The sequence below is a fragment of the Achromobacter sp. FW305-C-30-7 genome (assembly GCF_058783105.1).
This window is the reverse complement of the sequence record NZ_JBYSYI010000001.1, coordinates 1095708-1122389: the sequence shown is the minus strand read 5'-3', so window position 1 is coordinate 1122389 and position 26682 is coordinate 1095708. Positions and strand designations below refer to the sequence as shown.

General features: G+C 66.8%; 26 protein-coding genes. 15 read left to right on the top strand and 11 right to left on the bottom strand.

Going from position 1 to position 26682, the window contains the following annotated elements; genetic code table 11:
• Positions 1–12: 12 nt before the first annotated feature.
• The 8 genes from soxX to AC3WOB_RS05105 all read right to left on the bottom strand — a co-directional run bounded on the left by soxX (position 13) and on the right by AC3WOB_RS05105 (position 6682).
• The gene (gene soxX, locus AC3WOB_RS05140; RefSeq protein WP_492274390.1) at positions 13–669 is read right to left on the bottom strand and encodes a sulfur oxidation c-type cytochrome SoxX; all 657 of its coding nucleotides are present in this window, start codon (positions 667–669) and stop codon (positions 13–15) included.
• 10 nt (positions 670–679) lie between these two features.
• A complete protein-coding gene (gene soxA, locus AC3WOB_RS05135) occupies positions 680–1504 on the bottom strand; it encodes a sulfur oxidation c-type cytochrome SoxA (RefSeq protein ID WP_492274389.1) in 825 nt (274 codons plus the stop codon).
• An 87-nt stretch (positions 1505–1591) separates the two neighbouring features.
• Positions 1592–1906: a thiosulfate oxidation carrier complex protein SoxZ gene (gene soxZ / locus AC3WOB_RS05130; RefSeq protein WP_013396030.1), complete on the bottom strand. Its 315-nt coding sequence runs from the start codon at positions 1904–1906 to the stop codon at positions 1592–1594.
• A gap of 37 nt (positions 1907–1943) precedes the next feature.
• Positions 1944–2411: a thiosulfate oxidation carrier protein SoxY gene (gene soxY / locus AC3WOB_RS05125; protein WP_041656212.1), complete on the bottom strand. Its 468-nt coding sequence runs from the start codon at positions 2409–2411 to the stop codon at positions 1944–1946.
• 40 nt (positions 2412–2451) lie between these two features.
• Positions 2452–3612 carry a c-type cytochrome gene (locus AC3WOB_RS05120; protein ID WP_492274388.1) on the bottom strand — a complete coding sequence of 387 codons (1161 nt, stop codon included), beginning with the start codon at positions 3610–3612 and terminating at the stop codon, positions 2452–2454.
• Positions 3596–4951, bottom strand: coding sequence for a sulfite dehydrogenase (soxC, locus tag AC3WOB_RS05115; RefSeq protein ID WP_013396033.1), 1356 nt, complete (start codon positions 4949–4951; stop codon positions 3596–3598). The genes AC3WOB_RS05120 and soxC overlap by 17 nt, the downstream gene beginning before the upstream one ends.
• Before the next feature lie 133 nt (positions 4952–5084).
• Complete coding sequence (locus tag AC3WOB_RS05110; RefSeq protein ID WP_492274387.1) at positions 5085–6344, bottom strand: NAD(P)/FAD-dependent oxidoreductase; 1260 nt, start codon at positions 6342–6344, stop codon at positions 5085–5087.
• The gene (locus tag AC3WOB_RS05105; protein ID WP_492274386.1) at positions 6341–6682 is read right to left on the bottom strand and encodes a c-type cytochrome; all 342 of its coding nucleotides are present in this window, start codon (positions 6680–6682) and stop codon (positions 6341–6343) included. Before AC3WOB_RS05105 ends, AC3WOB_RS05110 begins: the two co-directional genes overlap by 4 nt.
• A 277-nt stretch (positions 6683–6959) precedes the next feature.
• On the opposite strand from AC3WOB_RS05105, the gene AC3WOB_RS05100 reads away from it, so the two are divergent.
• Together AC3WOB_RS05100 and AC3WOB_RS05095 are read left to right on the top strand one after the other, a co-directional pair.
• Positions 6960–7943, top strand: a complete 984-nt coding sequence (locus tag AC3WOB_RS05100; RefSeq protein ID WP_492274385.1) for a Bug family tripartite tricarboxylate transporter substrate binding protein — start codon at positions 6960–6962, stop codon at positions 7941–7943.
• Positions 7944–7964: 21 nt separating this feature from the next.
• On the top strand, positions 7965–9155 hold the full coding sequence (locus AC3WOB_RS05095; protein WP_492274384.1) for a M24 family metallopeptidase: 1191 nt from the start codon (positions 7965–7967) through the stop codon (positions 9153–9155).
• Here AC3WOB_RS05095 and AC3WOB_RS05090 read toward each other — a convergent pair.
• Positions 9148–10107, bottom strand: coding sequence for a LysR family transcriptional regulator (locus tag AC3WOB_RS05090; protein WP_013396038.1), 960 nt, complete (start codon positions 10105–10107; stop codon positions 9148–9150). The two genes, AC3WOB_RS05095 and AC3WOB_RS05090, sit on opposite strands and share 8 nt — an antisense overlap.
• A gap of 132 nt (positions 10108–10239) precedes the next feature.
• Between AC3WOB_RS05090 and AC3WOB_RS05085 the strand changes: the two genes are divergently transcribed.
• On the top strand, positions 10240–10728 hold the full coding sequence (locus AC3WOB_RS05085) for a GAF domain-containing protein (protein WP_492274383.1): 489 nt from the start codon (positions 10240–10242) through the stop codon (positions 10726–10728).
• Entirely contained in the window at positions 10725–11696 is a 972-nt protein-coding gene (locus AC3WOB_RS05080; RefSeq protein ID WP_492274382.1) for a Bug family tripartite tricarboxylate transporter substrate binding protein, read from the top strand. Before AC3WOB_RS05085 ends, AC3WOB_RS05080 begins: the two co-directional genes overlap by 4 nt.
• A 57-nt stretch (positions 11697–11753) precedes the next feature.
• Here the strand turns inward: AC3WOB_RS05080 and trpA are convergent, their stop codons facing one another.
• Both trpA and trpB read right to left on the bottom strand, forming a co-directional pair.
• On the bottom strand, positions 11754–12539 hold the full coding sequence (gene trpA / locus AC3WOB_RS05075) for a tryptophan synthase subunit alpha (RefSeq protein ID WP_013396041.1): 786 nt from the start codon (positions 12537–12539) through the stop codon (positions 11754–11756).
• Positions 12536–13744 (bottom strand): tryptophan synthase subunit beta, encoded by a 1209-nt coding sequence (gene trpB / locus AC3WOB_RS05070; protein ID WP_013396042.1) that lies wholly within the window; start codon positions 13742–13744, stop codon positions 12536–12538. The genes trpA and trpB overlap by 4 nt, the downstream gene beginning before the upstream one ends.
• A gap of 116 nt (positions 13745–13860) precedes the next feature.
• Between trpB and AC3WOB_RS05065 the strand changes: the two genes are divergently transcribed.
• The 11 genes from AC3WOB_RS05065 to AC3WOB_RS05015 all read left to right on the top strand — a co-directional run bounded on the left by AC3WOB_RS05065 (position 13861) and on the right by AC3WOB_RS05015 (position 26667).
• A complete protein-coding gene (locus tag AC3WOB_RS05065; protein ID WP_492274381.1) occupies positions 13861–14739 on the top strand; it encodes a LysR substrate-binding domain-containing protein in 879 nt (292 codons plus the stop codon).
• Positions 14740–14806: 67 nt separating this feature from the next.
• On the top strand, positions 14807–15541 hold the full coding sequence (locus AC3WOB_RS05060) for a hypothetical protein (protein ID WP_013396044.1): 735 nt from the start codon (positions 14807–14809) through the stop codon (positions 15539–15541).
• A 139-nt stretch (positions 15542–15680) separates the two neighbouring features.
• Entirely contained in the window at positions 15681–17762 is a 2082-nt protein-coding gene (locus AC3WOB_RS05055) for a DUF8189 domain-containing protein (RefSeq protein ID WP_013396045.1), read from the top strand.
• A 55-nt stretch (positions 17763–17817) separates the two neighbouring features.
• Positions 17818–18561 (top strand): helix-turn-helix domain-containing protein, encoded by a 744-nt coding sequence (locus AC3WOB_RS05050; RefSeq protein ID WP_013396046.1) that lies wholly within the window; start codon positions 17818–17820, stop codon positions 18559–18561.
• A 106-nt stretch (positions 18562–18667) separates the two neighbouring features.
• On the top strand, positions 18668–19651 hold the full coding sequence (locus AC3WOB_RS05045) for a fumarylacetoacetate hydrolase family protein (RefSeq protein ID WP_013396047.1): 984 nt from the start codon (positions 18668–18670) through the stop codon (positions 19649–19651).
• 62 nt (positions 19652–19713) lie between these two features.
• Positions 19714–20700 carry a Bug family tripartite tricarboxylate transporter substrate binding protein gene (locus AC3WOB_RS05040; RefSeq protein WP_492274380.1) on the top strand — a complete coding sequence of 329 codons (987 nt, stop codon included), beginning with the start codon at positions 19714–19716 and terminating at the stop codon, positions 20698–20700.
• A gap of 31 nt (positions 20701–20731) precedes the next feature.
• Positions 20732–21547, top strand: a complete 816-nt coding sequence (locus AC3WOB_RS05035) for a substrate-binding domain-containing protein (protein ID WP_013396049.1) — start codon at positions 20732–20734, stop codon at positions 21545–21547.
• A 150-nt stretch (positions 21548–21697) separates the two neighbouring features.
• Positions 21698–22615 (top strand): LytTR family transcriptional regulator DNA-binding domain-containing protein, encoded by a 918-nt coding sequence (locus AC3WOB_RS05030; RefSeq protein ID WP_237709940.1) that lies wholly within the window; start codon positions 21698–21700, stop codon positions 22613–22615.
• A gap of 152 nt (positions 22616–22767) precedes the next feature.
• Entirely contained in the window at positions 22768–23913 is a 1146-nt protein-coding gene (gene ampH, locus AC3WOB_RS05025) for a D-alanyl-D-alanine-carboxypeptidase/endopeptidase AmpH (RefSeq protein WP_041654315.1), read from the top strand.
• Positions 23910–25082, top strand: a complete 1173-nt coding sequence (locus tag AC3WOB_RS05020; protein WP_237709941.1) for a hypothetical protein — start codon at positions 23910–23912, stop codon at positions 25080–25082. The genes ampH and AC3WOB_RS05020 overlap by 4 nt, the downstream gene beginning before the upstream one ends.
• A 7-nt stretch (positions 25083–25089) precedes the next feature.
• Complete coding sequence (locus tag AC3WOB_RS05015; protein WP_492274379.1) at positions 25090–26667, top strand: serine hydrolase; 1578 nt, start codon at positions 25090–25092, stop codon at positions 26665–26667.
• Positions 26668–26682: the final 15 nt, after the last annotated feature.

Genomic DNA, 26682 nt, shown 5'->3' with positions numbered 1-26682 from the left:
GTGCGGCAGCGTTCAAGGCTTGGCCTGGTCGTCATTGACGGCGGATTGCGGATCCAGCAGCAGCGCCATCACGTCCTTGAGCTGCTGTTCCGTCAGGATGCCGGCCGCGCCGAAGCGCGGCATGTTGGAACAGGGCATGGTGGCGTGCGAGTCGTAGATCTTGTTCCAGGTGTAGGCGACCATTTCCTTGCTGTTGCCGCGCAGCTTGCCGTACTGGTAGAGCGAGGGGCCGATGTTGCCAAACGAAATTTCGGCCTTGGTCATCTGGTGGCAGGCATAGCAGTTGCCGCCGTTGATCGTCTTGGCCGTATCCGAAAACTGCAGGCCGCGGCCGTTCTGCGCCACTTTCTCGCCCTGCCGCCAATCGCCGATGTAGTTGCCGTCGGCGGGCGGCTTGACGTTGGCGGCGGCCTCCTGCGTGATCTTCAGGGCGGTGTCCGCCGGCATCTCGCCGCCTGCTTCGGCGATCGAACAGGCCCGCTGCATCGGCGACTGGTCGATCCGGTCCAACTTTGCGAGGCCGCGTTCGACGAAGGAGTCCTTCAGCTCCGCGACCAGCGCCTGGTGATCGACAGCCGCTTTCGGCGCCGGCTGCTGCGCTGCGGCGTTCGCCGCCAAAAGCAGGCCCACGGCCGCCAGGCCGCGCCAGGTCGTGCGTATCTTGCGCATGATTCCCCCTTTACCGCTTGATGGCCGGGGCCATCATCTGGCCGCCGTTGGCGTTGACACCCAGGAACACGGTCAGGTCCACCGACGCGTCCGAACCGTACTTCAGCAAGGGCATGCGCTGCTGGCGGAAGCAGTCCTGCAGGCGCCATTGCATGGAGCGCAGCGCGCCCTGCGACACGCGATAGGCCGGCCAACTGGCAAAGGCCGCTCGCGCGGGTTCCTGTTTGGTCAGGTTGGGCAGGTCCTGCAACCGGATGCGCTTGTTGTCGCCGGTATGACAGGACGCACAGGAGAAGTCGTACGGACCGCCGCGGTAGTAGAAAATGTCGCGGCCGCGCGCGTAAGCCGCCTGCTCCTTGGGATGCGTCTGCGGCACGGCGATCTTCATGCCGCGCGACAGGCCTGCCACATACGCCACCAGCGCCTCGATATCGGTGGAGTACTGCCCGTCGCCCGAGAAGGGCTTCTTGGTGACCTCGGCGGCCTCCAGGCCTTGCAGCTGCACCATGCAATAGACCAGGCGGCTCTCCAGGTCCATGACGCGGCCGGCATCCTCGAAGTAGCGAGGCAGCTGCGCATACGCGCCCTTGACCACGCCGGCGCCCTGGCCCAGGTCGCACTTTTCCAACGAGGCCTTCTTCGGCCCGCGGCTTTCCTTCCACAGATCCTCGCCCGCCATCTCGATCAGCTCGGCCGGATTGCCATCGGCCAGCATTTCGCGGTACTGCGCGATGCCCTGCGCCGTGTCCTGTTCGGTCGCGGCCGCGGCGAACCTCGCTCCAGCCAGCGTGAAACCGGCCAGCGCACAGGCGGCGGCCATGCGTTTCCTATCCATGTATGTCTCCTCACGCGGTTGCCCTGCCGGCCTTGCGCGCCGGCGGGCGTTTATTGTTTGTCCGCCTTCATTCACACATCCGAAACGCTAGGTCACCGTGGTGGTGTCCGTGCGGGTCGCGCCTTCACTGTCCTTCCAGGTAACGCTGACCTTGTCGCCCTTGGCGCCGCCCTTGAACTTGAACGAGAGGAACGGGTCGCGCGACACCGCCGGCCCCCATTGCGCCGCAAGGACCACCTTGTCGCCGTTCTTCACCACCACGTCCTGGATGAAATGCGCCGGCACCACCTTGCCTTCGGCGTCCTTGCGCTGCCCGGTTTCCATGATGTGGCTCATCAGGACCTTCACCTCGATCACGCCGTCTTTTTCCGCGGCGCGGATCCGCATCGGCCTTGCTTCCATGTGCTGTCTCCTTGATTGCTCGTAACCGGTACGCGGATCAGCCGCCGCAGCCGCCCAGGGTCACCTTGATTTCCTTGTGCGCCGTGTAGTACTTGCCGTCGGCCTTCACCAGGGCGTATACGTCCGAGGTCTGGCCCATCTTCACGCGCGTCGCCACTTCGGGCTCGGTGCCTGCGGGCAGCGTGAAGCTGGCGGCCAGGGCGTTCGGGTTCTTGGTGACCAGGATGGAGATCTGCTCGGTGTTGGGCAGCTTGCTGACCGCCCCCACCGGCACCACCGCGCCGTTCTCGGCAATGTCGGGAGCCACCAGCGTGATCTGGTCGCTGGCCACGGCGTCGCCGCCGCCCAGCGCCTTGATCACGTCCTGCATGCTCTTGGCATCGAAGGCCTGCTTGTTCCAGTCGGCCTGCACCGCCCAGGCCTGGCTGGGCCGCAGCAGGCCCGCCGCAACGGCCAGGCTGAGCACCGTGCCCAGGCCGACCACCTTGCGTCGCTGCCGATCGATGTGTTGTTGCGTCATAGCCGTCTCCTCTCTCCCTGAGTTTTCAACCCGGCGCGGGTGCGCCGGCCAGAATCCAGTCCACGATGCGTTTCAGGTCGTCGTCGCTGACGCCCGGGTTCGGTGGCATCGGCATGGCGCCCCAGACGCCGCCGCCGCCCTTGCGGATCTTCTGAACCAGCAGCGCATGCGCGTCCGCCTTGCCGTCGTACTTGGCCGCCACGTCGCGGTAGCTGGGTCCGATCATCTTGCGATCGGCCGCATGGCAGGCCACGCAGGTGCCGGACGTGGCCAGGCGGGCGCCCGCTAGGTCCGCGCCCGCCGGCTTGGTCGGCGCAGGCGCCGCCGTCGCGGTTGCGGTCTCCGGCTTGGCCGCGCCGGCCGCCGAAGCGATGGTCTGGCCGGCGTGCAGGCGCACGGCGTCGGCATTGCTGCCCGCAGCTCCGGTCAATGGCGGCGCCAGCGTGTTGGCGCCCCGCACAGGGCCGATCAGGCGGTTCTGCGCCGCGATGTCGCCATGGGCGTTGCGCGCGTAATCCGGCAGCTCGGAGGTAACCTTGATGGTCTCGACGCAATTGCTCATGCACGCCGTGTTCTGCGTATCGGGCTTGTCCCCGGGCAGCCACATGCCATGCTCGCGCGTCATGCCGTTGCGGTTGGGCATGCGCGCCTGCACGTCGGCGATGTTCTTGTCGGACAGTTCAAAATCCTCGGGCACGATTTCGCCCAGGTTCAGCAGATAGGCCGTGACGGCATAGACCTCGTCCGGCGACAGGGTCTTGGGCTGGTCCCAGGGCATGGCGCGATGGATGTAGTCCCACAGCGTGGAGACGGTGCTGACCTTCATCAGCGTGGTGCGCTGCGGCTGGGAATTGCCGGCCAGGGCCGCGACGCGGCCGCTGCGGATGTCGTCGGCGGTGGTGCCGCCGACGATGGGCGTGAAGACCTCGTTGCTCTCGCCGAAGCTGCCATGACAGGACGCGCACTTGCCTTCCCAGATATCGCCGCCGCGCAGCACCGTGCCGCTGCCAGGCGGCAGGCCCTTGAAATCCGGCCGCACATCGATGTCCCACGCCGCTACCTCGGCCGGCGTGGCGTCCCGCCCCACGCCGGGGAACTTCTCTGCTGCGTCTGCGCCCGGGGCCAGCATGGCCAGCCCCAGGCCCATACAGGCCAATGCCGCGCGCAGGCTATTCAACGTGGACATTGCTCACCTCTCCGCTCTCGGCCACCCGCCACGATTGAATGCCGTTGTTGTGATAGATGGAGCGCGTGCCGCGCACCTCGCGCAATTGGCCCGAACGCGGCTGGACATAGCCGGTCTCGTCCTGGGCGCGGCTTTGCAGGATGACGGGCGAACCGTCCCAGACCCAGTCAATGTTGAAGCGCGTCAGGCACTTGGTCAGCACCGGCCCTTCCAGCCGCGCGGTGCGCCAGTTGCGGCCGCCGTCCACCGACACATCGACCTGCTTGATCTTGCCGCGTCCCGACCAGGCCAGGCCGGAGATATTGCAGAAGCCCTTGTCCAGCAGCACCTGCCCGCCCGACGGCGTGGTGATGACGGATTTGCATTCCTGGATCGAGGTGTACTGGCGATGCAGCCCCCCGGGCATGAGGTCGACGTAGTGGATGGTCTCGTCCTTGGCGTTCCAGGGCTGGTCGCCGACTTCGATGCGGCGCAGCCATTTGACCCACGACACGCCCTGCACGCCCGGCACCACCAGGCGCAGCGGATAGCCGTTCTCGGGCCGCAGCATTTCGCCGTTCATGCCCCAGGCCACGATGGCGTCGTCCAGCGCCGCTTCCATCGAAATGGTGCGTGTCATGCTGGAACCGTCGGCGCCCTCGGCCAACACGAACTTGCCGCGCTTGAGGTCGGCGCCGCAGTCTTCCAGCAGCACCGAAAGCGGCACGCCGGTGAACTCGCAACAGGACAGCATGCCGTGGGTGTACTGCACCGTTGGAACCGCCGCATTGCCCCATTCCGGGCCGCTGTTGGCGCCGCATTCGATGAAATGGATGCGCGACACGGACGGCAGGCGCATCAGGTCGTCCATGGTGTAGACCTTGGGCTGCGCCACCAGGCCATTGATCATGAAGCGGTGCTGCGCCGGGTCGATATCCACCCAGCCTTGATGATGGCGCTCGAAATGCAGCCCGCTCGGCGTAATGATGCCGAACAGGCCCTGCAAGGGCGCAAAGGCGACCGAGGAGGCGGGCACCCGGGTCAGGCCCGGCGACTGGCGCCGCTGCAGGTTGGCTTCGTACTTCGACGGCACGCCATAGGGCCGCGCGGCGACCGGCTGCCCCAGCGACGTCGTCCAGGGCCGCGGCGTCAGGATCATCTCGTCGCCGCCCGCCTTCTGCGCCAGCGCGTTGCCGCCCAGGCCGGCGGCCAGCGCGGCGCCCGCCGTCTGGAAGCTGCGCAGCAAAAAACCTCGCCGGGTGTCGTCCAGGCCATTGCGGGCAATGTCCTGCGCCAGATCGGCGGACACGAAATTCTCGGGCGCCTTGCGCAGGCGTCCCACTTTTGCCTCTCGATCCACCTTCCTCCTCCGTGGGTGTTACCCAGCTTCTTTATTTTCTGTAGTTATATGCAAATTATCTTTGCACATAAAGAAGCCGGTTGGCACGCTGCGCCGCAACACCCGGCGGCGTCTGCACGGTCAAACAAGGGGATCAGCCCAGCATGTCGCCCCAGATTGCCTGGGCCCAGGCCTGGGCATCAGGAGTTTCCCTAGCGTTGGGTTCGGCCGACAATCCGCCGGCTCCGGCCACCGGCAGCATGGTCTTCGCCGCCGCGTCGTAGCGATGCACGCTGGCTACATGCATGACCTCGCGGTCGGAGGTGTAGCTGTAGCAGGTGTTGGCATACAGTGGCAGCGGATTGACGCCGCCGCCGCCAAGCAAGGCCAGCACGGCGGCGGCGCAGGTCTTGCCATGCTGGTTGGCCATGTGGCCGGACTTGGGCATCGCCGGTGCGACCTGGATCGCATCGCCCAGCACATGGATGCCGGGCACGGCCAGCGATTCGAAGGTCAGGAAGTCCACCTCGCACCAGGCGCCATTGGCGGTGGCCAGGCCGGCGTCCACCGCGATAGCCGCGGCGCGCATCGGCGGCACCACGTTCAATACGTCCGCCCGCACGGTTTCGCCCAGTTCAAACTGCACGCTCAGGCCGGCAGCATCCACCGCGACCGCCTCGAACTGCGGGGTGTATTCGATGTAGTCCGCGTAGGAATCGGCCCAGGCGCGGCGGAACAGCGCGGCCTTGGATGTGATGTCGGCGTTGGCGTCGAACACCAGCACCTTGGAGCGCGGCTTGTACCGCTTGAAATACCACGCCACTTGGCAGGCCCGCTCGTACGGCGCGGGCGGGCAACGGTATGGCGCCAGCGGGATGGTCAGCACATAGTTGCCCCCGTCCGGCATCGCCTCCAGCTGGCGCCGCAGAGCCGCGGTCTGCGCGCCCGCCTTCCAGGCATGCAGGACCCGTTCCCGCGCGCCTGGCGCGTCCATGCCTTCGATGCGCTGCCACTGCATGTCCACGCCGGGCGAGAGAATCAGGCGGTCATACGACAAGCGCTCGCCACTGGTCAGCCGGACCTGCCCGGCCGCCGCATCAATGGCAAGCGCGCGGTCGCGCAGCAGGCGCACGCCGTGGCGCGACAGACCGTCCCGGGCGACGGTGATGTCGGCCATGGACTTGCTGCCTCCCAGCACCAGATTCGACAGCGGACAGGAGACGAACACCGGGTTCTCATCAACCAGCGTGACATCGACCGCGCCCGCGCCCAGCAGCCGCAAATAGCGTGCGGCGGTGGCGCCGCCATAGCCGCCACCCACCACCACCACGTGCGGCTTGGCGGCCCGCGCGATGGGTGCAGCAGCCAGGGCGGCGCCAGCCGCCGCGGCCAGCAGGATGCTGCGCCGCTTCATGGGGCCGCCGCCGCAGGCTGCGCGGCAAACCAGCCGGCAATGCGGACGATCTCGGCGTCGCAGTAGCCCCGCGCGATCTGGCCCATGACGCTCCCGTCGGACGCCCCACCCGCAAGCGCCCGCATGCGTGCAGCGATCCAGTCGGCGGAGCGTCCCTCGAGCGGGGTAATGGCCGATGTCGGCCGCTGCGCGGAGGCATGACAGGTGACGCAGGCGGCCGCCCAGGCCTGCGCCTGCAGGTCGCTCTCCGCCGCGATGGCCGGACTGATCCACGCAGCGGGCAACAGCGCGCAAGCCAGCGCCGCGCTTGCTGAGGGTCGAAACGGCACGCCAGGCATGGTGGGTGACCCCTCCGTGTATGTCCGCATGCAGCGGATCTGAATGTAGGCAGGTACGGCAAAGCTGGTTCGCGGTCCGGCCGGGGACGCCAAGTATGTCCTCGACTGCGATGGACGTGCAAGCGAGCGCCGCATGCGGATACCCATGCGGTAACGCTTATGGATCCCTCAGTTTTTTTCATTGGGCACTAATAGGTCCCTTCCCCATAATCCGCCGGATGCCATCGCCGCGCGTCGCCGAGGCGGCTCCATTCAACGATTCCATGGGGAAATACACATGTTGCGAACCAAGCTGGCCCGCTGCCTGCGCACAGCCGGGCTTGCCTGCGGCCTGCTGACGGCGGTGGCCGCCACGGCCGCCGACTATCCGGACAAGCCGCTGAAGCTGGTCGTGCCGCAGGCCGCCGGCGGCGGCACCGACGTCATTGGCCGTCTCTGGGCCGACTACATGTCGCGGCGCCTGAATGTGGCCGTGGTCGTAGAGAACCGTCCCGGCGCCAACGGCATCCTGGCTTCCAGCCACGTCGCCAAACAGCCCGCCGACGGCTACACCGTCCTGATCAGCGGCATTTCGTACCTGGCATTCAATCCGCACATGTACAAGAACCTGCCCTACGACCCGGCCCGGGATTTCGACGGAATCAGTCTGCTGGTCAACACGCCCTTCCTTCTTGTCGCCAGTCCACAGGCCGGAATCCGCTCGTTTCAGGACCTGGTCGAAAGGGCCAAGGCCAATCCCGAAAGCCTGAACTTCGCCTCCGCCGGCAAGGGCAACTCCACGCATCTGGTGGTCGAAATGCTCGAGCAGCGCCAGGGGTTCAAGCTGACCCACGTGCCCTACAACGGCGCTGCGGCGGGGCTGACCAGCGTCATGGCGAACCAGACGCAACTCATGGCCGACGTGCTGAACACGGCCGCCGTGCAAGCCAAGGCAGGCAAGGTCGTGCCGCTGGCGGTGGTGGGCGCAAGCCGCGCGGCCAGCGTGCCGGACGTGCCAACGCTGGCTGAATTGGGCATCGCCAATTTTCCGCTGCCGGGCTGGTACGCGTTGGTTGCGCCCAAGGGCACGCCGCAGGCCGCCATCGAGCGGCTCAATACCGAAACCAGGCGCTTCTTCGAAGACCCCGCGGTGAAGGCGCGACTGCAGGAATTGCAGCTCGAGCCGCTGCCATCCTCGCCGCAAGCAGTCGCCGAAGCCGTTGCACGCGACAGCGCGGCCTGGGGACCACTGATACGCCAGCTCGGCCTGAACAACGATTGACCGCACCCCGAAAGGAATGACATGCCCAAGCTCAGCAACGCCGTCTGGCGCTATCGCCACGAAAAAATGACGGCCTTGATGGATGACCTCGCCGTCGACGCCATCGTGTTCACCTCGGCGGACTTCTTCCAGTTCGCCAGCAACTTCCACACCGACGTCCTGCCTTGGGAGCGGCCCATCTTCGCGGTAGTGCCGCGCAACGGCACGCCCTTTCTCGTGATGAACGAACTGTCGACGCATCACATGCGCTTCTCGCAGGAACAAGGCAAGGTCTGGATCACCGACATCACCTACTATGCGGAGCACCCTCGCGTTACGGACCGCCTGCCGCTGATCACCCAGCTACCGGAAGTCCTGGCCGAACGGCTGCGGCAGGCCGGGCTTGCGCGCTCGCGCATCGCGGTCGAAGGCGGCAGCCCGGTGCTGGCGCAGTTGGGCCGCCTGCTGCCCGAGCTGACGCTGCGCGGCGCCACCGCGGAATGCCGCTCGCTGCGCTGGCAGAAGCACGACGAGGAAATCGCCGTGATGGCGGCCGCCGCGTCGATTTCCGACTGGATACAGGACAGGTACCGCGAGAACATCCGGCCCGGCAGGCTGGTGCAGGAACTGGATTGCGCCATGGCCGCGCTCTTCGTGCAAGAAGCCGCCGAACGCTTCCCCGGCGAACAATTCGAGGTCATCCGCTGTTGGACGCTGAGCGGCCCGGCCTCAGCGTCCCCGCATGGCGATGGCGCCTCTTGCGGTGCGCGGATCAAGGAAGGCGACGTGCTGGTCAACATCGTCATCCCGCGTTTGAACGGCCTCACCATCGAGAACGAACGCACCTGGTTCTGCGGCACGCCTTCGGCGGAACAAGCCAGGCTCTGGTCCGCGGCCAAGGCCGCCAACGAAGCGGCCATCGCCGCCGCCCGCACCGGCAACCCCGTCTGCATGATGGACGCCGCCGCGCAGGCCGAGATCGAAAAAGCCGGCTATGCCGGCTTCATCCGCCATCGCACCGGACATGCCGTCGGCATCATCCACCACGAGTACCCGGAAGACATGGCGTTCTGCCAGCGGCCGCTGCTGGCCAACGAGGTGTATTCCGCCGAGCCAGGCATCTATGCCTACGGCATCGGCGGTTTCCGCCTGGACGATACGGTGGTGGTGGGCGATACGCCCCGCGTGCTGACCGGCACGCCCAAGACGCTGGAGTACGCCACCGTCAGGTAGGCTGGCCGGCCCCTTCCTGCGCCAGGCTCTGCGCTTCCTCGCGCAGGATCTCGCGCAGCCAGGGCAGCACGATGCTGGGCGAATCCGCGGCCCACAGCATGCCGATGGGGCCGAACTCCAGCCGCGTGGGCGCCCGCGCGATGCTGATCAGATTGAGCCGCTCGTACATGTGCGCCACAGAACTGGCCAGCGTCGCCACGTACTCCCTGTCCTGCAGCAAGGACAGCAAGGCCACCAGCGAACTGGTTTCCACCGCGGGCTTGGGCGGCGCCAAGCCTGCGTCGACCAGGGCCTGGTCCAGCCTGACCCGTGACATCACGCCGGGCGGCGGCAGGATCCAGGGATAGCCCTGCGTGTCCGCCCACGTAGGCGCAGCCAGCCCGGCCAGCGGATGGCCGCGCCGGGTCACCAGGCTGAAGCTGTCGGTCATCAGCCACTGCCCGCACAATCCGGAACGGCTGGCGCGCAGATCCAGCGGCCCGATGATGAGATCGATCTCGTGGCGCGCCACGCGCTCGATCAGCGGATCCAGCAAACCCTCGACCAGTTCGATCTGCACGTCGGGCGCGCGCTGGTGCAGCGTGGCGATCGCGCGCGGCAGCAGCACCGGCGCGGCCGACAGGATGGTGCCGATATGCAGCCGTCCGGCCACGCCCGCCTTGACCGCCTCGATCTCCTCGCCGGTGCGCGCAGTGTCGCCCAGGACACGGGTCGCGTAACGCCACAGCGCACGTCCCGCCTCGGTCAAGGCCAGCGTCCTGCCGCGCGCGAACAGGGGCGTGCCGACCATGTCCTCCATATCGCTCAACCAGTGCGACAGCGCGGGCTGCGTCATGTGCATGGCCTTGGCCGCGGCCGTGACGGTTCCGGCCTTTTCCAGGGCGATCAGCACTTCCAGATGGCGCAGCTTCAAGCGCCGCGTCCAGAGCAATTCGGTAAGGGGCGCAATCATGCGGAAATGGTAATGGATATCTCAGGTTTATTCATTGGCTGTCTATGGGGTTCACGCACAAAATGGGCACCTCTCGAATCGACCTCACACTCCATGCCTGCCAGCCTCTCTTCCCTTTCATCTTTGAACGCCGTGGCTCGCGGCCTGGCGCAAGACGGCCAGCCCGCGACCGGTCTGAACGCGCTGGGCGCGGCGCTACAGGAGCGCATCGGCTACCGCTTGTTTACCGTGCTGGTGCTGGACTGGAACGCGGGCCTGAGCCGGCGCTGCTTCTCGACCCAGCCGACGGCCTATCCCGCGGGCGGCAGCAAGCCGATACGCGAGGACAGCGAGTTCTACGCCGCGGTAGTGCTGCAGGGCGAACCCCGCCTGTGCATGAACCGCGACGACTGCGCGCGGGCCTTTCCCGACCACGAACTCATTGCGTCGCTGGGCTGCGAAAGCGCGGTCAACGTGCCGGTGCGCTGGAACGGGCGGACGCTGGGTTCATTGAACCTGCTGCACCAGGCGGGCTGGTACCGACGCGAGATGTACGCCGAGCTGGCCTGGTATTCGGCGCTGGCCATACCCGTAGTGCAAGACATTATTCGAACCACCCAAAACAATGAGGGGAAATCATGAAGCGCCTGCGCAGCTACTTCGCCGCCTTGCTGTTGTGCATCGGTCCCGCCGCCGCTCAGGCGGCCGCGGACGGCTATCCGGCCAAGCCCATCACCATCGTATATCCGTATGCGCCCGGGTCCGCCTCGGATACGCTGACTCGCCTGATCGCCGACTCGTTGCAGAAGCAGTTGGGCCAGCCCGTCATCGTCGAAAGCCGCCCTGGCGCGGGCGGATCCATCGCTACCGAGCACGTAGTGCGCGCAGCCCCCGACGGCTATACGCTGCTGCTGTCGGCCAGCGGCACCATCGCCGTCAATCCGCACATCTACAAGCTGCGCTACCAGCCCGTGAACGACCTGGCTCACATCTCCGTCGCGGTGGAAGTGCCCTTCGTGTTCGTGGTCAACAAGGACTTCTCGGCGCAGGACTATGCCGCGTTCCAGGCGCTGTCGCGCCAGAAGCCCGCCGGACTGACTTCCGCCAATGCCGGTCTGGGAACGCAGGCCCACCTGACACAGGCCGCCTTCGCCAAGCAGGCCGGACTTAGCCTGAACATCGTCGCCTACAAGGGAGCCGCGCCCGCCGTGAACGACCTGATGGGCGGCCACATCGATTCGATGATGGACAACGCCGCCTCGCAGATTCCGTATGTCACCTCGGGCAAGACCACCGCGCTTTTCGTCACCAGCGATTATCGGTTCGACGCTTATCCGAAAGTCCCCACCGCCAAGGAGCTGGGCATCACTGGCCTGGTACCGGCCGGCTGGTTCGGGTTGGCCGCGCCCAAAGGCACGCCGGAGGCGGTGATAGACAAGCTCCACGGCGCGCTGGTCCAGGGCCTCAGGACTGCAGACACCGAGCGCAAGCTCAAGGAATTGGGCTGGGTGATCGTCGCCAACACGCCGCTACAGGCTCGCGAGCGCGTACAGGCCGACTTCACCCGCTTGGGTGAGGTCGCGAAGGAAATCGACCTGAAAGCCCAGTGACTCGGCTCAAGGCAGGGCCGTGCCGTCAGCCGGCATGGCTTTGGCGCAGCCTGCCGTTCACTGCCGCAGCGCCGCCGCCAACGTCCGCACCTCATCCAGCGCGCCCGCCACGCCCTGCTCCGCCAACACCTGCGCAAGCCGTGAACCGACCACGACCAGATCGGCATGCCGAGCCACGAGCCGGGCCTCGTCCGGCGAGCGCACGCCAAAGCCCGCGGCCACCGGCAGCCTCGTATGCGAGCGCAAGCGCTCCAGATCCTGCGCGATGCGGCGCTCGTCGGGCAGGTCCGCGCCCGTCGTGCCGGCCAGCATGATGTGATAGACGAAGCCGCTGGCGTCGCGTAGCAATCCCGCCAGCCGCGCGTCCTCGGACGTCGGCGCGGACATGCGGATCAGGTGCAGGCCATGCTCGCGCGCTTCCCGCCCGATATCGTCGGCATGCTCGACCGGCAGGTCGATGATGATCAGGCCGTCCACGCCCGCGGTGGCCGCGTCCCGGATGAAGCTTTCAACGCCATGCCGCAGGATGGGATTCAGATAACCCATCAGCACCATGGGCGTATGCGCGTCCGTATCGCGGAACTCGCGCACCAGAGCCAGCGTGCGCTTCAAGGTCTGGCCGCCGGCCAGCGCGCGGACGTTCGCCTGCTGCAGCACGGGGCCGTCCGCGACCGGATCGCTGAACGGCATGCCGAGTTCGATCACGTCCGCGCCCGCCGCGCACAAGCCGCGCAGCAGTTCCAGGCACGCGGCGGGATCGGGGTCGCCCGCCGCGAAGTAGGTAACCAGGCCGCTGCGTCCGGATTGGCGCAGCGCGGAAAGGGTTTGATCCAGCCGTGTCATGCCGCCACCTCGCCAAATTGCGTCACCGTGTCCATGTCCTTGTCGCCGCGCCCGCTCAAACACACGACCAGGATCTCGTTGCGCGCCATCCGCGGCGCCAGCTTGCGCACGTAGGCCAGCGCATGCGCGCTTTCCAGCGCGGGCAGGATGCCTTCCTTGCGCGTCAGCCAATGAAAGGCAGACACCGCCTCGGCGTCCGTGACGGACACGTAGTCCACGCGCTTGCGGTCATGCAGCAAGGCGTGTTCGGGACCCACACCCGGATAGTCGAGCCCGGCCGATATCGAATGCGCATTGACGATCTGGCCATCGTCGTCCTGCAGGTAATAGCTGCGGCAGCCGTGCAGCACGCCTTCGTGGCCGGCGCTGATGCTGGCCGCATGCGCGCCGCTGGCCAGGCCCAGCCCGCCTGCTTCGACGCCGTACAGGCGCACGTCCGCCAGCTCCAGGAAGGGATAGAAGAAGCCCATCGCGTTGGAGCCGCCGCCCACGCAAGCCACCATGGCGTCGGGCATGCGCCCGGTCTTGGCCGCGATCTGCTGACGCGTCTCTTCCCCGATCACTTTCTGGAACTCGCGCACCAGCCAGGGGTAAGGATGCGGGCCGGCGCCTGTGCCCAGCAGGTAGTACGTGTCGGCGGGATGCGCGATCCAATCGCGCAAGGCTTCGTTCATCGCATCCTTCAGCGTGGCGGTGCCGGCATGCACGGCGCGCACCTCGGCGCCCAGCATGTGCATGCGGCGCACGTTGACGGATTGGCGCGCCATGTCCTCGGCGCCCATGTAGACCACGCAATCCAGGCCGAACAAGGCGCAGACCGTGGCAGTGGCCACGCCGTGCTGCCCCGCGCCGGTCTCGGCGATGATGCGGCGCTTGCCCATGCGGCGCGCCAGCAGGATCTGCCCCAGGCAGTTGTTGATCTTGTGCGCGCCGGTGTGGTTGAGGTCTTCGCGCTTGAGGTACACCTGCGCGCCGCCCAGTTCCTCGGAAACGCCACGGGCCAGGAACAGCGGGCTCGGCCGGCCAACATAATCGGCCAGCATGCCGCGGTAGGTCTGCCAGAAGTCCTCGTCCGACAGCGCCGCCTTGAACTGGCGTTCAAGCTCGTCCAGGGCGGGAACCAGCGTTTCGGGCATGTAGCGGCCGCCGTAGGGGCCGAATTGGCCGCGATTATCGGGAGCGGCCGGATGGATGGCGGATGGCATGAGGAAGAATCCCTTGGCAAGATGATGAGGATTTTTCCTTATGCTATCTTCATAAAAAACTTATTTGAATCAATGATTTGTTTACGATGAACGTAAGCTGAACTAACAAACTGACCATGAGACGGCTGCCCTCCCTCAATGCCCTGCGCTTCTTCGACAGCGCGGCCCGCCAAGCCAGTTTCACGCTGGCCGCCAAGGAACTCTGCGTGACCCACAGCGCGGTCAGCCAACAGATCCGGCAGTTGGAAGAATGGCTGGGCTGCGCCTTGTTCGAGCGTCGCGCCGGGCGCGTCCACCTGACTGCCGCGGGCCTGGACCTGCAACGCGCCGCCCACGACGCCTTCGACCTGCTGGAACGCCGCTGCGATGAACTCAAGCGCCGCACGCAGCCGGCCGAACTGGCGCTGGGCGCGCCCGCCAGTTTTCTGTCCAACTGGCTGATCCCGCGGCTTGAGCTTTTCGAAGCCCAGCATCCGGACATCCGCGTACGGCTGCAGACCGCCGCCGACGCGGCTTTGCTGAACACGCAGCGCGTGGACGCGCTGATCCTGGCCGGACGCGCCTGGCCGCAAGAATGGGACGTCACGCCCCTCTTCGCCGAAACCACAGGGCCGGTCTGCACCCCGGCCCTGGCCGCGCGTATCCGCAACGCGGCCGATGTGCTGGAGGCGCCGCTGCTGCACACCTCCTCACGGCCCGACGCCTGGAAGGATTGGGCGGCGCGCCAGGGCATCGCGCTTGCGCCACGGCAGCCGGGCCGCGAATTCGACCACCTGGGCCACATGCTGGAAGCCGCCGCCGCCGGCCTGGGCGTGGCCATCGCCCCCGCGGTGCTGGTGGAGTCCGACCTGCATCGGGGCCGCCTCGCCGCCCCGCTGGGTTTCGTTGAAAGCGGCGCGGCCTTCAGCCTGTGTTTGCGCAAGGATGCGGTGCGCGCCGATGCCGCGCACGAACGCTTGCGCGACTGGCTGCTGGCCAGCGCCGGCGCGGACTGATCCCGCCCGCAAGGCACGCGCTTACGAGTTACCCTTGCGCGTCACGCCTCCCGTCCGGAACCTACCCATGAAGAAAATCTGCGCGCTGCTGGGCCTGCTGCTTCCCGCGCTGGCCAGCGCCGCCTACAGTCTTTCCGCCACCGAGGCGGCGGTACTGGATGCCGTGCTGCGCGACGAACTCAACACCTACACGCAAGGCGGCAACAGCCTCATCGGCGCACGGCTCGGCCTGCCCGCCGCCACCGCCGAGGCCGTGTCCCGAGCCTATGCCAATGGCCCGACCGCGCGCTTTCCCGCCTCGCTGAACTTGACCATGCTGATCGCCGGCCCGGTCGCCGCCGGGACCTCGGACGGACAGATCGTGTCGTTCGCTACCTCCGGCTCGCCGACGGTCCGGGCGCACTTGCCTGCGGGCCTCGCGCCGGCCGGGCATCTGGCCCTGGCATGCCGCCGCATGGAATTGGCGGACGGTACTCCCACCTTCATGGAATGCCGCGACGGAACCCTCGCCGGCAAGGAAGAGACCGCCCGGCTGAAGGCCGATCTGGACAATTTCTATCTGGGCAAGCCGACCACTGTCCAGGTGTCCCAGCTGGCCGTCAACATATCGGTGTACGCCAGCCTGCTGGCGCCCGGCCACGGCTGCCCGAAGGACATCGACACCTGCCGCCAGGCCATCCAGGCCGTCGACGGCGCGGCCCAGAGCAAGCAACTGCCCATGGTCGTGCGGCGTTTCCAGCAGGCCGGGCTGGATCTCAGCCCGTACCAGGGCGATAAGGCCGCAGCCAAGCCGGGCCGCTAGCGCGGCGGGCCGGTCGCGCCGCGCCAAAACGGGGCCATGGCGCGGCCTGTACCGCCCCCATTTATCGTAATCGCGCGCCGCTATACTGGTCCCACCTCAATACCCCTTACGCGCCGCGCCTTTTCTGCTGCGCCTCGTTATGCACGTCTCGTTGGCCATGCTGCGCCCCCTTGGCCGGGCGCTACTCTGTACCGTCGCCACCCTGCTCTCCGCCCACGCGTTCGCCGCCCCGCCGACGCTGGCGCAATGCCACGGCATCAAGGACATGGCGTTCGTCGCCCACCTGGACGACGACCTGCTGTTCATGAACCCCGACATCGTCTCCAACATCCAGGCTGGCGGCTGTGTGCGGCTGGTCTACCTGACCGCCAGCGATGCCGGTGAAGGCGAGAGCTACATGCTGGGCCGCGAACGCGGCGTGCGCTCCGCCTACGCCTACATGGCGCATCAGCCGGACGAATGGAAGGAAGACGCTGGCGCCGCGGGCGGACACCGCATCGCGCGCTTCACCCTCAAGGGCAATCCGCGCGTGCAACTGTGGCACATGCGCCTGAAGGACCCTTGGCTGGGCAAGGGCTGGGGCAGCCTGACGCCGCTGAGCCGCACCGAATCCGAACCCGGACAGAACGTCGACACGCTGGGCCCCTACGCCGCATCCTATACGCGCGAACAGCTGATCGACACCCTGGCCGACCTGATCCGCCAATACGCCCCGACCACGGTGCGCCATCTAGACGACACGATTGCCGTGCCCTACACGCAGCTGTGCTGGCGCTGCGCCGGCCACGGGCATCCCGACCATATCGCCAGCGCGCGGCTGGCGCGCGAGGCCATGCTGCGCGCGCCCGGCAACTACGCCGAGATGGGCTATGTCGATTACCCCAGCCAGGAGCGCGCCACCAACCTTACCCAGGCAGAGATCGCCAGCAAGTCGCTGATCTTCCAGCACTACGCCTGGAACGACTACCACTATTGCGCCGGCCCCACCGGCTGCAAGGAACCCGCCGGCCCCGCCGCCGCCTGGGTGCAGCGCGCCTATTACGTGTCGCGCCAGGACATCGCGCCGCAGCTCTACCCGGACGGACGCGGCGGCCTGGTGGTGTTCGCCGCCGGTGAAACCAATGGCGCCGTCAACCGCTGGGACGCGGATCAGCGCCGCTGGCAAAGCCTGGGCGGCCGCACCAGCGGACCGCTGGTCTCGTTCACCCACGCCGACGGCACGGCCGGCCTGATGGCGCGCGACCCGCTGGGCGGCGTGTGGGCAAACAAGCAGCGCCACGACGGCACCTGGCAAGGCTGGCAGGCCCTGGGCGGCCTGCGCGTGACCCAGATTCCGGCGGTGGCGCCGCGCGGCGAAGCCGCCGCCGTGGCGCTGGGCTACGACGGCCTGCTGCACTGGATCACGCCATCCGGCGTGGACGGCAGCTGGAGCGTCTGGCAGGACCTGCCGCCGCTGGAAGGCGTGACCGGCGCGCCCGCCGCGGCGCTGGGCGGCGACGGCCGCTACGTCATCTTCGCCATCACCTCTGCAGGCGAGCTTTATTACACCCGCCAACTGCCGGCCGCCAAGGGCCAACTGCCGCAATGGCAGGACTGGCGCCGCGTACCCGCGCCGCAGGCAGCCGGCGGACTGGCCGCGATCCGCAACCACCAGAACCGCGTCGAACTCTATTTCCGCCAGCGCGGCAGCAACCATCTGACGCGGCTGATGGAGACCGGCGACACCACCGATCTCGACATGGACTGGGGCTCCCCCACCGACATGGGCGTGCCCTACATCGGCCGCCCGGCCATCAGCGCCGACGCCAGCGGCAACGTCATGCTCGCGCTGCTGGAACGCGCGGGCGGACAGCTCTGGCTGGTGGAGCGCGGCCGGCCAGCCAAGCTGGACGCCCAAGCTGCCTCGCCACCCGCGATCAATCTGGTCAACGGCACGCTTTACATCGTGGCCCGCGCCACCGGCGGCCCCCAGCGCTACGAGGTGCTGTCGCGCCACGATGGCAACTGGACCCACGGCTTGACGCTGGATGGCGTGCCATCCGCTGGCGGCGGCCCCTTCGAAACCGTGGCCGCGCGTCCCATCGACCTGCCCAAGCTCGGCGCCAACGACGCCAACAATGCGGCGGTGCTGCGGCCCTCCGTGGCAGATCCAGGCACGCTCAGCGTGGGCCGCATGCCGACCCAGGCCTCGCAGTCGGCGACGCCGACGAAGACGCAGTAGCCGGTGGAATGGCAGGGTGCCACATCCCCAGGGCGCAAACTCCAGGACCCCCACCATGGAACACATACGCAGCGTCTCCCGCGTCCTGCAACTGCTCCGGGCCCTGAACGAAACGCCCGAAACCTCGCTGCAGACCCTGCACGCTGCCACGGGTCTGCCCAAGGCAACCCTGCACAGGATGCTGGAAACACTACGCCAGGAAGGTTACGTGCGCGGAACCGGCGTCTCGGGCATCTACTGCCTGACAGCCAAGGTCATGGAGCTGAGCGCGGGCTGCGGCGACCGGCAGCGGGTGGTGGACATGGCCATGCCCATGCTGATCCGCGCCACGAAGATGTTGAAGTGGCCGTTGGCGATATCCACGCGGGATGAGGACGCCATGGTCGTGCGCTTCAGCACCATGCCCTACAGTCCCTTGGCGTCCCAGCCCAGCACCTACGGCCATCGCCTGCCCTTGGACAGGACGGCGGCGGGCCTGGCCTATCTGTCGTTCTGTTCCGAGGCAGAACGGATCGCCGCCCTGCAATTGCTGGGCAAAGACCGTGACCACACCGAAGGGGAGCAACTGCTTGCCCAACGCATCGACCAGACGCGGCGGCAGGGATACGGGCTGAGGCTGCCTGCGGCCCCCCGCGGTACCGCCACCCTGGCGGTACCGCTGATGGTGGCCGCCGAACTGGCGGCCTGCGTCTCGCTAACGACTTTCGGTTCCATCATGACGCCCGCCTTCATCAAGGCCCAGCTGCCTCCACTCCAGGAAGTCTGCAACGATCTGGCGGAAGCCATCCGCCTGAGCTGACGCCGTCCAGCGCAGCGTTCCGCCAGGCGGAAAGCTGCCACGGCGCGCTACGCTTCGCGACGGCACTTGTTTATCTTGGGGCCTCACCACCTCAAGGAACAACAGCATGAAGCTCGCCAGTTTTTGGGCAGCAGGACGCGATCGGATCGGGTTCGAGGACGCCGACGGCAATGTGGTCGACATCGCCGCGGCCGCGGCCAGCCAGGACATGGCGCAATTGGCGGAAAGCCGCAACGACCTGCTGTCCCTGCTGGAAACCGAACACGCCTCCTGGTGGCCGGCGTTGCGCGAACTGCACGGGTTGTACGGCTCCGGACAGCGTTCCGGCCTGCGGTTCTCTCCCGGTGACATTCTCTGGCATCCGCCCGTGCGCCGGCCCTCCAAGCTCTGTTGCCTGGCCTTGAACAACAGCGCCAACAGCGAACGCATTTTGTCCGGCCCCAAGCATCCGGCTGTGTTCGTGAAACCCTGGACCTCGATGACGGGCAACCGCTGCGCGCTGCAGATCCGGCCCGCCTACGGCCGCGTCCACCCCGAGCCGGAGCTCGCCGCCGTGATCGGACGCCGGGCCAGGAACGTGGCCGCGCCCGACGCCATGGCGCATGTGTTCGGCTACACGATACACAACGATTTCACTTCGCCCACCATGCGCGCGGAGGATACCTTCCACTATCGCGCCATCCATCCCGCCGCGGACGATCCCGAGCAGATCGAGTACGTCGATACCCATGTCAGCTACCCCGGCCGCTACAAATGCAGCGACACATTCTCGGCGGTGGGGCCTTGGCTGGTGAGTGCCGACGACATCGCGGACCCGCATGCGCTGGACGTGACCTGCAGCCATGACGGCAGACTGATCACCCAGGACAACACCGAGAACCTCTTCTTCAAGCTGCCCCAGGTCATCGAATTCCTGTCCTCGTACATGACGCTCATGCCGGGCGACATCATCTCGCTAGGCACCGCGCTGCGCCGATCGGGCGGCGGCATGGCCGTGCAGAACGTCAATCTTGCGACCCTGGGTGGAGAGGTGACTGTCGCCATATCCGGCCTGGGCGCCTTGAGCAATCACGTCGAAAGGCTGCCATAGAAATGAAGCGCGGCACCCCGACCCGTGGACACGGACCATCCAGCACTCCGAGGACATGAACCATGCAAGGCCATTCGAAATTCAAGGCCGTAAGGAAAATTGCCGCGCTGTGCGCCGGCCTGCTGTTCGCGGCGGGAGCGGCGCAAGCCGCGAGCTATCCGGACAAGCCGATAAAGCTGATCGTGGGCTTCGCACCCGGCGGCGCGAGCGACACGCTGGCGCGGCTGGTCGCGCAGCAGGCGTCGACCCGGCTGGGCCAGCAGATCATCGTCGAGAATCAGGCCGGCGCTGGCGGCAGCTTGGCCGCCAGGACCTTGGCCCGGGCCGAAGCCGATGGATACACCGTCATGCTGGGCAGTCCCGGCAGCATGATCATCAACCCCATCCTGCAACCCAAGCTTGCCTACGATCCCCGCAAGTTCACGCCGATCAGCCCGCTGGCGCGCATCAGCTATGCCTTGATGGTGCGCCAGAACCTGGAAGCGGATTCCGTCGCCCAGCTGGTGGAACTTTCGAAATCCACGCCCCACGGCCTGACAGTGGGTTCGGCGGGCATAGGCTCCAATACCCACCTGGTGGCCATGTCCTTCGTGGTCGGCACGGGTGCGCAACTGCGCCATATTCCCTACAAAGGCACCGCTCCCGCCATGGCCGACCTGATGGCCGGCAACATCGACGTGCTGTTCGATTCCGTCCCCGTGGTGCTGCCCCAGGTGCAGAGCGGGAAGATCAGGATCCTGGCCGTCACAGGCGCAAGCCGGGAAACCTTGTTCCCCGATGTCCCCACTATCGCGGATAGCGGCTGGCCGTCGTTTACCGCCAACAACTGGTTTGGCATCTTCGCCCCGCCGGACACGCCTGCCCCCGTGGTCCACAAGCTGAACGAGGCGTTCACTGCAACGTTGCAGGACGAAAGCGTGCGCGCCAACCTGGAATCCTCCGGCAACCGTCCGGCCCCGGGCACGCCGCAGGACCTCGCCAAGCTGGTGGAAACGGAAAGGCGGGACTACGAAAACACCATCAAACAAACCCATATCAGCCTGCAATAGGCCACGCCGCAACGGCGCGCAAGGAGACGACATGAAAAAGAGATCCCTGGCATTCCGGATTGCGCTGTTCTGGGCCACGGTGTTTTTTGGGGGTTCATTGCAGGCCGCGGACGGGGCGGCGGCCCAGCGCCCCAGCCACACCGTCAGCCTGCTTGCATCTGGCGCCGTTTCCGCCGTGCACGAACAACTGGAACCGTTCTATCGACAGGAATTGAACCTGGAGGTCGCTGCCAGCTTTGGTTCATCCTTGCCTTCCGTGCCGACCTCCGTGCCACGCCGCCTGGAACGCGGAGAGGCCGCGGACGTGGTGCTGACATCCAAGGACTCGCTAGCCAGGCTTGCCGCCCAGGGGCTGGTCGTTCCCGAAAGCCAGGTCGACATCATGAAATCCGCCCTGGGCCTGGCCGTACGCAGCGGCAGTCCGATACCGGAAATCGCCACGGAAGCACAGGCTGCGGCGGCGCTGCTGCGGGCTGGCTCGATCGCCTACTCATCCAGTCTGAGCGGCGTCTATTACGAAACCGAGATGCTCAAGAAAATGCGGATCGAAGAGCAAGTGTTGCCCAAAAGCCGCAAAATTTCGGGCGAAAAAGTCGGCGCCGTGGTCGCCCGGGGCGAGGCCGAAATCGGCATGCAGCAGGTCAGTGAGCTGCTGGCAGTTCCCGGCATCGCATTTGTCGGCAAGCTGCCAGAGTCGTTGCAGCAATACACCGTATTCTCGGCGGGCATCTCGGCGTCCGCGAAGAATCCGGAAGCGGCACGCGCCTTGATCGTGTTTCTGGCCCGGTCGCCCAACGTGCGCCAGGTCCTGTCGAGGAACGGACTGGAACCGGTGCATGCTCAGTAGAAACCCTTAGGTTCGACCGCCTCGAACTGGTACCGCTCCACGCCTTGCTGTTCTTGTAATCCATGGTTACCGGAGAGAAAATCCCCGCTGGGCGCGCGGCACGACTCGCGTCCGGACGCAGCGCCACGAAGCCGCCGGGGGACATCGCACGTGAAGGATGCAGGTCAGTACAACACGCACTCAGCCACCCTGCTCGAGCCCGATCCCTCATCGGACTGGCTCTACCACTGCGCGATGAGCCTGCTCAAGCTGCCAGCCGACGACGCGATCTCCGAGCAGCTGGCCTATATGGGCGAGACCTCCGACGTCGACCGCTCCTGGATGATCGAATACCGTCCCGACATGCTGCGCCTGCGCAACACCCACGAGTGGTGTCGGGGCCAGACCGAGCCCTTCGTCGCCGAACTCCAGGACGTGCCGACCACCCTGATCGCCTGGCTGCACAAGTTCATGGTGAAGGGCCTGGCGGTCGCCATCCATGACGTCAACGACCTGCCCCGCACCGCCCGCGCCATCCAGGTCGAGTTTCAGCGCCAGGGCAACAAGAGCGTGCTGAGCGTGCCCATATTCCACGACCAGAAGCTCTACGGCATCATCGGCTTCGACACCACGGTCCGGCACCGCACCTGGTCGGCCGACGAAGTCCGCGCCCTGTACCAGTGCGCCAACCTGATCGGACAGGCCAAGTACGGCAACGCCCGCGACCGCAGCCGCGCGGCCGGCTATGGCAACGTGACATCGGTGATCTATCTCAGCATGCGCGGCGTGGTGCGCGGCGTGCAGCCCGAAACCATCGTCGGCGTGCGCTCCGCCGGCAACTACAGCGAAATCTGGCTCGAGGATGGATCGATGGTGCTGGACTCGCGCGCGCTCGGCGTATGGTCGACCCTGCTGCCGGAGCAGACTTTCTTCCGGGTGCATCGGACCGCCATTGCAAACGCGTTGCATGTCATGGACGTGGACCGCCGCAGCGTCGACAAGTGGCTGATCAGGATGCGGGCCGTGGACGAGACCTGGCCGGTGTCCCGCTCCTACCGCAAACCGCTGCGCGAACGCATGGGAATCTGAATCCGGCGACCCGGCAGCGACGGCCCGGCAATATGCAGTTCGTCATGCCGGCATGTTGTTTCGTCCTGGCGGAAGTGGCCGCGCAACGAGTTTTTGGGATCATCGCGCATGCGGAGGAACACCCGTTCCTCGAGTCACCCAGAGAGAACCGCATGCTGACGTTCCGCCCCCCTACGCGCCTCGCCATCCTTGCCCTGAGCGCCGCCTGCGCGCTGGGCGCAAGCCAGGCCCGCGCGGCCGACCTGGCCTTGCAGGACGCCGTCTCCATGGCCGGCATGCAGCTGTACCTGAACTCCGGCGCACCCGGACTGCTCATCGCGGCGGTGCGCGGCGATGAAGTCGTGATCCAGGGCTATGGCGAAACCGCGCCGGGCAGCGGCGTGGAGCCCGATGGCCGTTCCATATTCAGGATCGCTTCAGTATCCAAGGTGTTCGCCGGCGATGTGCTGGCGGCGCTGGCGGCCAAGAACAAGCTCCAGCTGACCGATCCCCTGGCGAAGTATGCGCCGGAGCATGCCAAGGTCGACGCCAACGGCCGTCCGCTGACGCTGCTGGACCTGGCCACCCATTCGGCGGGCCTGCCGCGCGAACTGCCCAACCCGGACGCCAAGCCCTCCGACAACCCTTTCGCCGCATTCGACCGCGCCTATTACTGGAAGTGGGTCGGCAGCCACAAGCCGGCCTATGTGCCAGGCACGACCACGCTGTATTCAAACCTGGGCTACGGCCTGCTGGGCGACGCGCTGGCCAAGGCCGGCGGCGCGGACTACTCGACCGTGCTGGCCGACGAGGTCCTCAAGCCCGCCGGCATGACGGACACCACCAATGCGCTGAGCGATGCGCAGAAGAAACGCCTGATGACCGGCCTCGACCCCTTCGACAAGCCAGACCCGAACGCCGTGGTGCCCGACGTGATGTACGCCAGCGCCGGCGTCTACTCCACCGCCGACGACATGGCGCGCTGGATGCGCTGGCATCTGGACAGCGCAAAACAGTCCAAGGAAGCCGCCCTGTTGGCCCACACGATGTGGCTGCCCTATGACGGGCTGAAATCCGTCGTGGGCACGGAAGTCACCGACGCCGACGGCATGGGGCTGGGCTGGGTGGTGACCCTGCCGCGCAACGGCGCGCCTTTGCTGTTGGGCAAGAGCGGCGGCCTGGGCGGCTTCATGTCCTACGCCGTCCTGTCGCCCAACCGCGGATTGGGCGTGTTCGTCGTCGCCAGCCGCGTGAACTTCGCCATGTTCAACAACATCCACTCTCAGGTGCGTGAACTGGCGGCCGAGTTGGCGCGGTGAGCGGTAGGCGTCCCACGTTGCGCCAGGCCGCGGCGGCAGCGCTGCTGGCCGTGGCCGCGCAAGGCGCGTGCGCGCAGGAAGCCCGGGACATCTTCAAGACGGAGATTTTCCTCACGCCCTACAGCGAGTTGGGCGAAGGCGGCGAGACCTATCCGCGGCTGAACGGCAGGTTCTTGCTGATGACCGGCTACACCGGCTTCTTCGGCGTGCAGGACGACAACGGCCAGCTGCCGCGCTCGCACTGGAGCAGCGTGCAGCCCACGGCGGAAGCCGCGCTGGTGTTGCAGTTGAACCGGCAGTTTTCGGTTCGCGCCAAGGCGACGTTCAATTCGTCCACCAACGACACCAAGGACAACGCCTTTTCCGACCTGGGCGTGGACCTGGACAACCTGTTCGCCGCCTACACCGCGGACAACTACGCGCTGTATGGCGGCAAGATGGACCTGGGCTTTGGCGACGCCTGGCACGTGATCGACGGCTTGTACACAGGCTTCAACGAAAACTCGGAGTTCCGCGGCTCGATCGGGCTGGGGGGGCGCTACACCCTCGATACCACGGGCCAAGGCACGCATTCCGTGGCCGCCATCCTGTTCAAGCGCGACAACACCGCGATGAACCGCCGCTTCAGCCTGGACGGCGGTCTCATCGGACCGGATCAGCCGCCGCTGTTCAGCGACCAGTTGAAGTCCTTCATCCTCTCCTACGACTTCCGCGACCTGCCCGGGCTGGAAGGCTTGTCGGGCGGCCTGGACGCGGGCCGGCTGCATCTGGATCCCGGACAAGGCAAAAGCGCCAACACGGTGTCGGCCCGCTTGCGCTACGACACGCCGCTGGCCAACTCATGGAACCTGAGCTGGTTCAACGAAGCCACTTATTCCAGCGCCTTTCGCGGCGCTCCCGTCTCCAATGGCAACGGCGTGACCTCAGTGTCGCTGTCGCGCGACCGCTGGCAACTGACCGCCACGGCCGCCGTGCGCAAGTTGTCCGGCAGCGGCCAGAAGCTGGCGCAGCATGGTTTGCTGGACGACACGGATTGGGGAATTTCAGGCGCGGTCACCTATGTCACTCCCCTGGGTTTCATCGTGCAGGCCGGGCTCACGCATCAGCGCGACCAGGCCCTGCGCATCAACCAGGGCGTTATTCGCATCGCTTACCAAGCAGGATTCTGAGGCCATCATGAACCGCAAACATACGCTTATCACCGCCGCAATCGTACTTGCGCTGGGCAGCGCCCCGGCAGCCTGGTCGCAACCCGTGCCCATCGCCAACGGGCCGACCCCGCCCGCCGACGCGGTAGCGATCCCGGCCGGCAGCAAGGAACGCGCAGTGCAGGACCTGCCGCGAATCATCGCGGACATCATGCAGCGCAGCCAGGTGCCGGGCATGGCGGTGGCGGTGGTCATCGACGGCAAGACCGTGCTGGCCCAAGGCTACGGCACGCGCGTAGCGGGCAAGCAGGCGCCGGTGGACGCGCAGACCGTGTTCCAGATCGCGTCCATCTCCAAGTCATTGTCGGCAACGGTGGCGGCCATCGAAATATCCAAGGGCAAGGCCGCGTGGGACGATCCGGTCTCGCGCTATCTGCCGGACTTCAGGCTGAGCAATGCCTACGTGTCCGAAAGCGCCACGATCGGCGACTTCTTCGCGCACCGCTCCGGCTTGCCTGGCACGGCGGGCGACGACCTCGAAGACCTGGGATTTTCCCGCCAGGACGTGATCGCCCGCCTGCGGCTGCTGCCGCTGGACGCGTTCCGCACGTCCTACCACTACGCCAACTTCAGCACCACCATAGGCGCGGAAGCGGTGGCCAAGGCCGCCGGACGCCCCTGGGAAGCGCTTGCCGATGAACAGCTGTTCAAGCCGCTGGGCATGAAGTCGACCAGCTACCGCTACGGCGACTTCGAGGCGCACGCCAATCGCGCCGTGCTGCATGCGTTCCAGAAAGGCAAGTTCGTGCCCTCGGGCCAGCGTGACGCGGACCAGCAGGCGCCCGCGGGCGGCGTGTCCTCCACGGTCGTCGATATGGCGGAATGGCTGAAGCTGCTGCTGGCTGACGGGCAGTACCAGGGCAAAGCCATGATCGCCCCGGGCGCGCTGCTGCCCGCATTGACGGCCCAGGCATTCAGCGCCCGCGCGCACGACCTGGATTCGCGTTCCGGCTTCTACGGCTACGGCTTCAACGTCAACACGGAACTGGGCGGACGCCCCTCGATGGGGCATTCCGGCGCCTTCCTGATGGGGACCGGGACGACGTTCCGGATCGTGCCGTCCGCCGGCATCGGCATCGTGGTGCTGACCAATGGCGCGCCGGTGGGCGCGGCCGAATCCGTCGCGGCATCGTTCATCGACACGGCGCTGTACGGCAAGCCCACGCGCGACTGGTTCGCGGCCTACAACGGCGCCATGAAGGCCTTCTTCGAACCCCAAGCCGATCTGTCCGGACAGGCCGAACCCGCCAAACCCGCGGCGTCGAAAGCGCTGTCGCAATACACCGGCAGGTTCGACAACCCCTACTACGGCCCTGCCGAAATTCAGGAAGCCAATGGCGTCCTGACCCTGGCGCTGGGCCCCAAGGGCATGCGCTTCCCCCTGCGCCATTGGGACGGCGACACCTACGCCTTCTCGCCCGCGGGCGAAGCCGAACTGGTCGCATCGCTGGCGTCCATCGTCTTCAAGATGGACCAGGGGCGGGCCCAGGGCTTCGACATCAAGTTCTACGACGACAGCGGCCTGGGCCGCTGGACCAGCAAGTAGCCGCTTTGCGCGCCG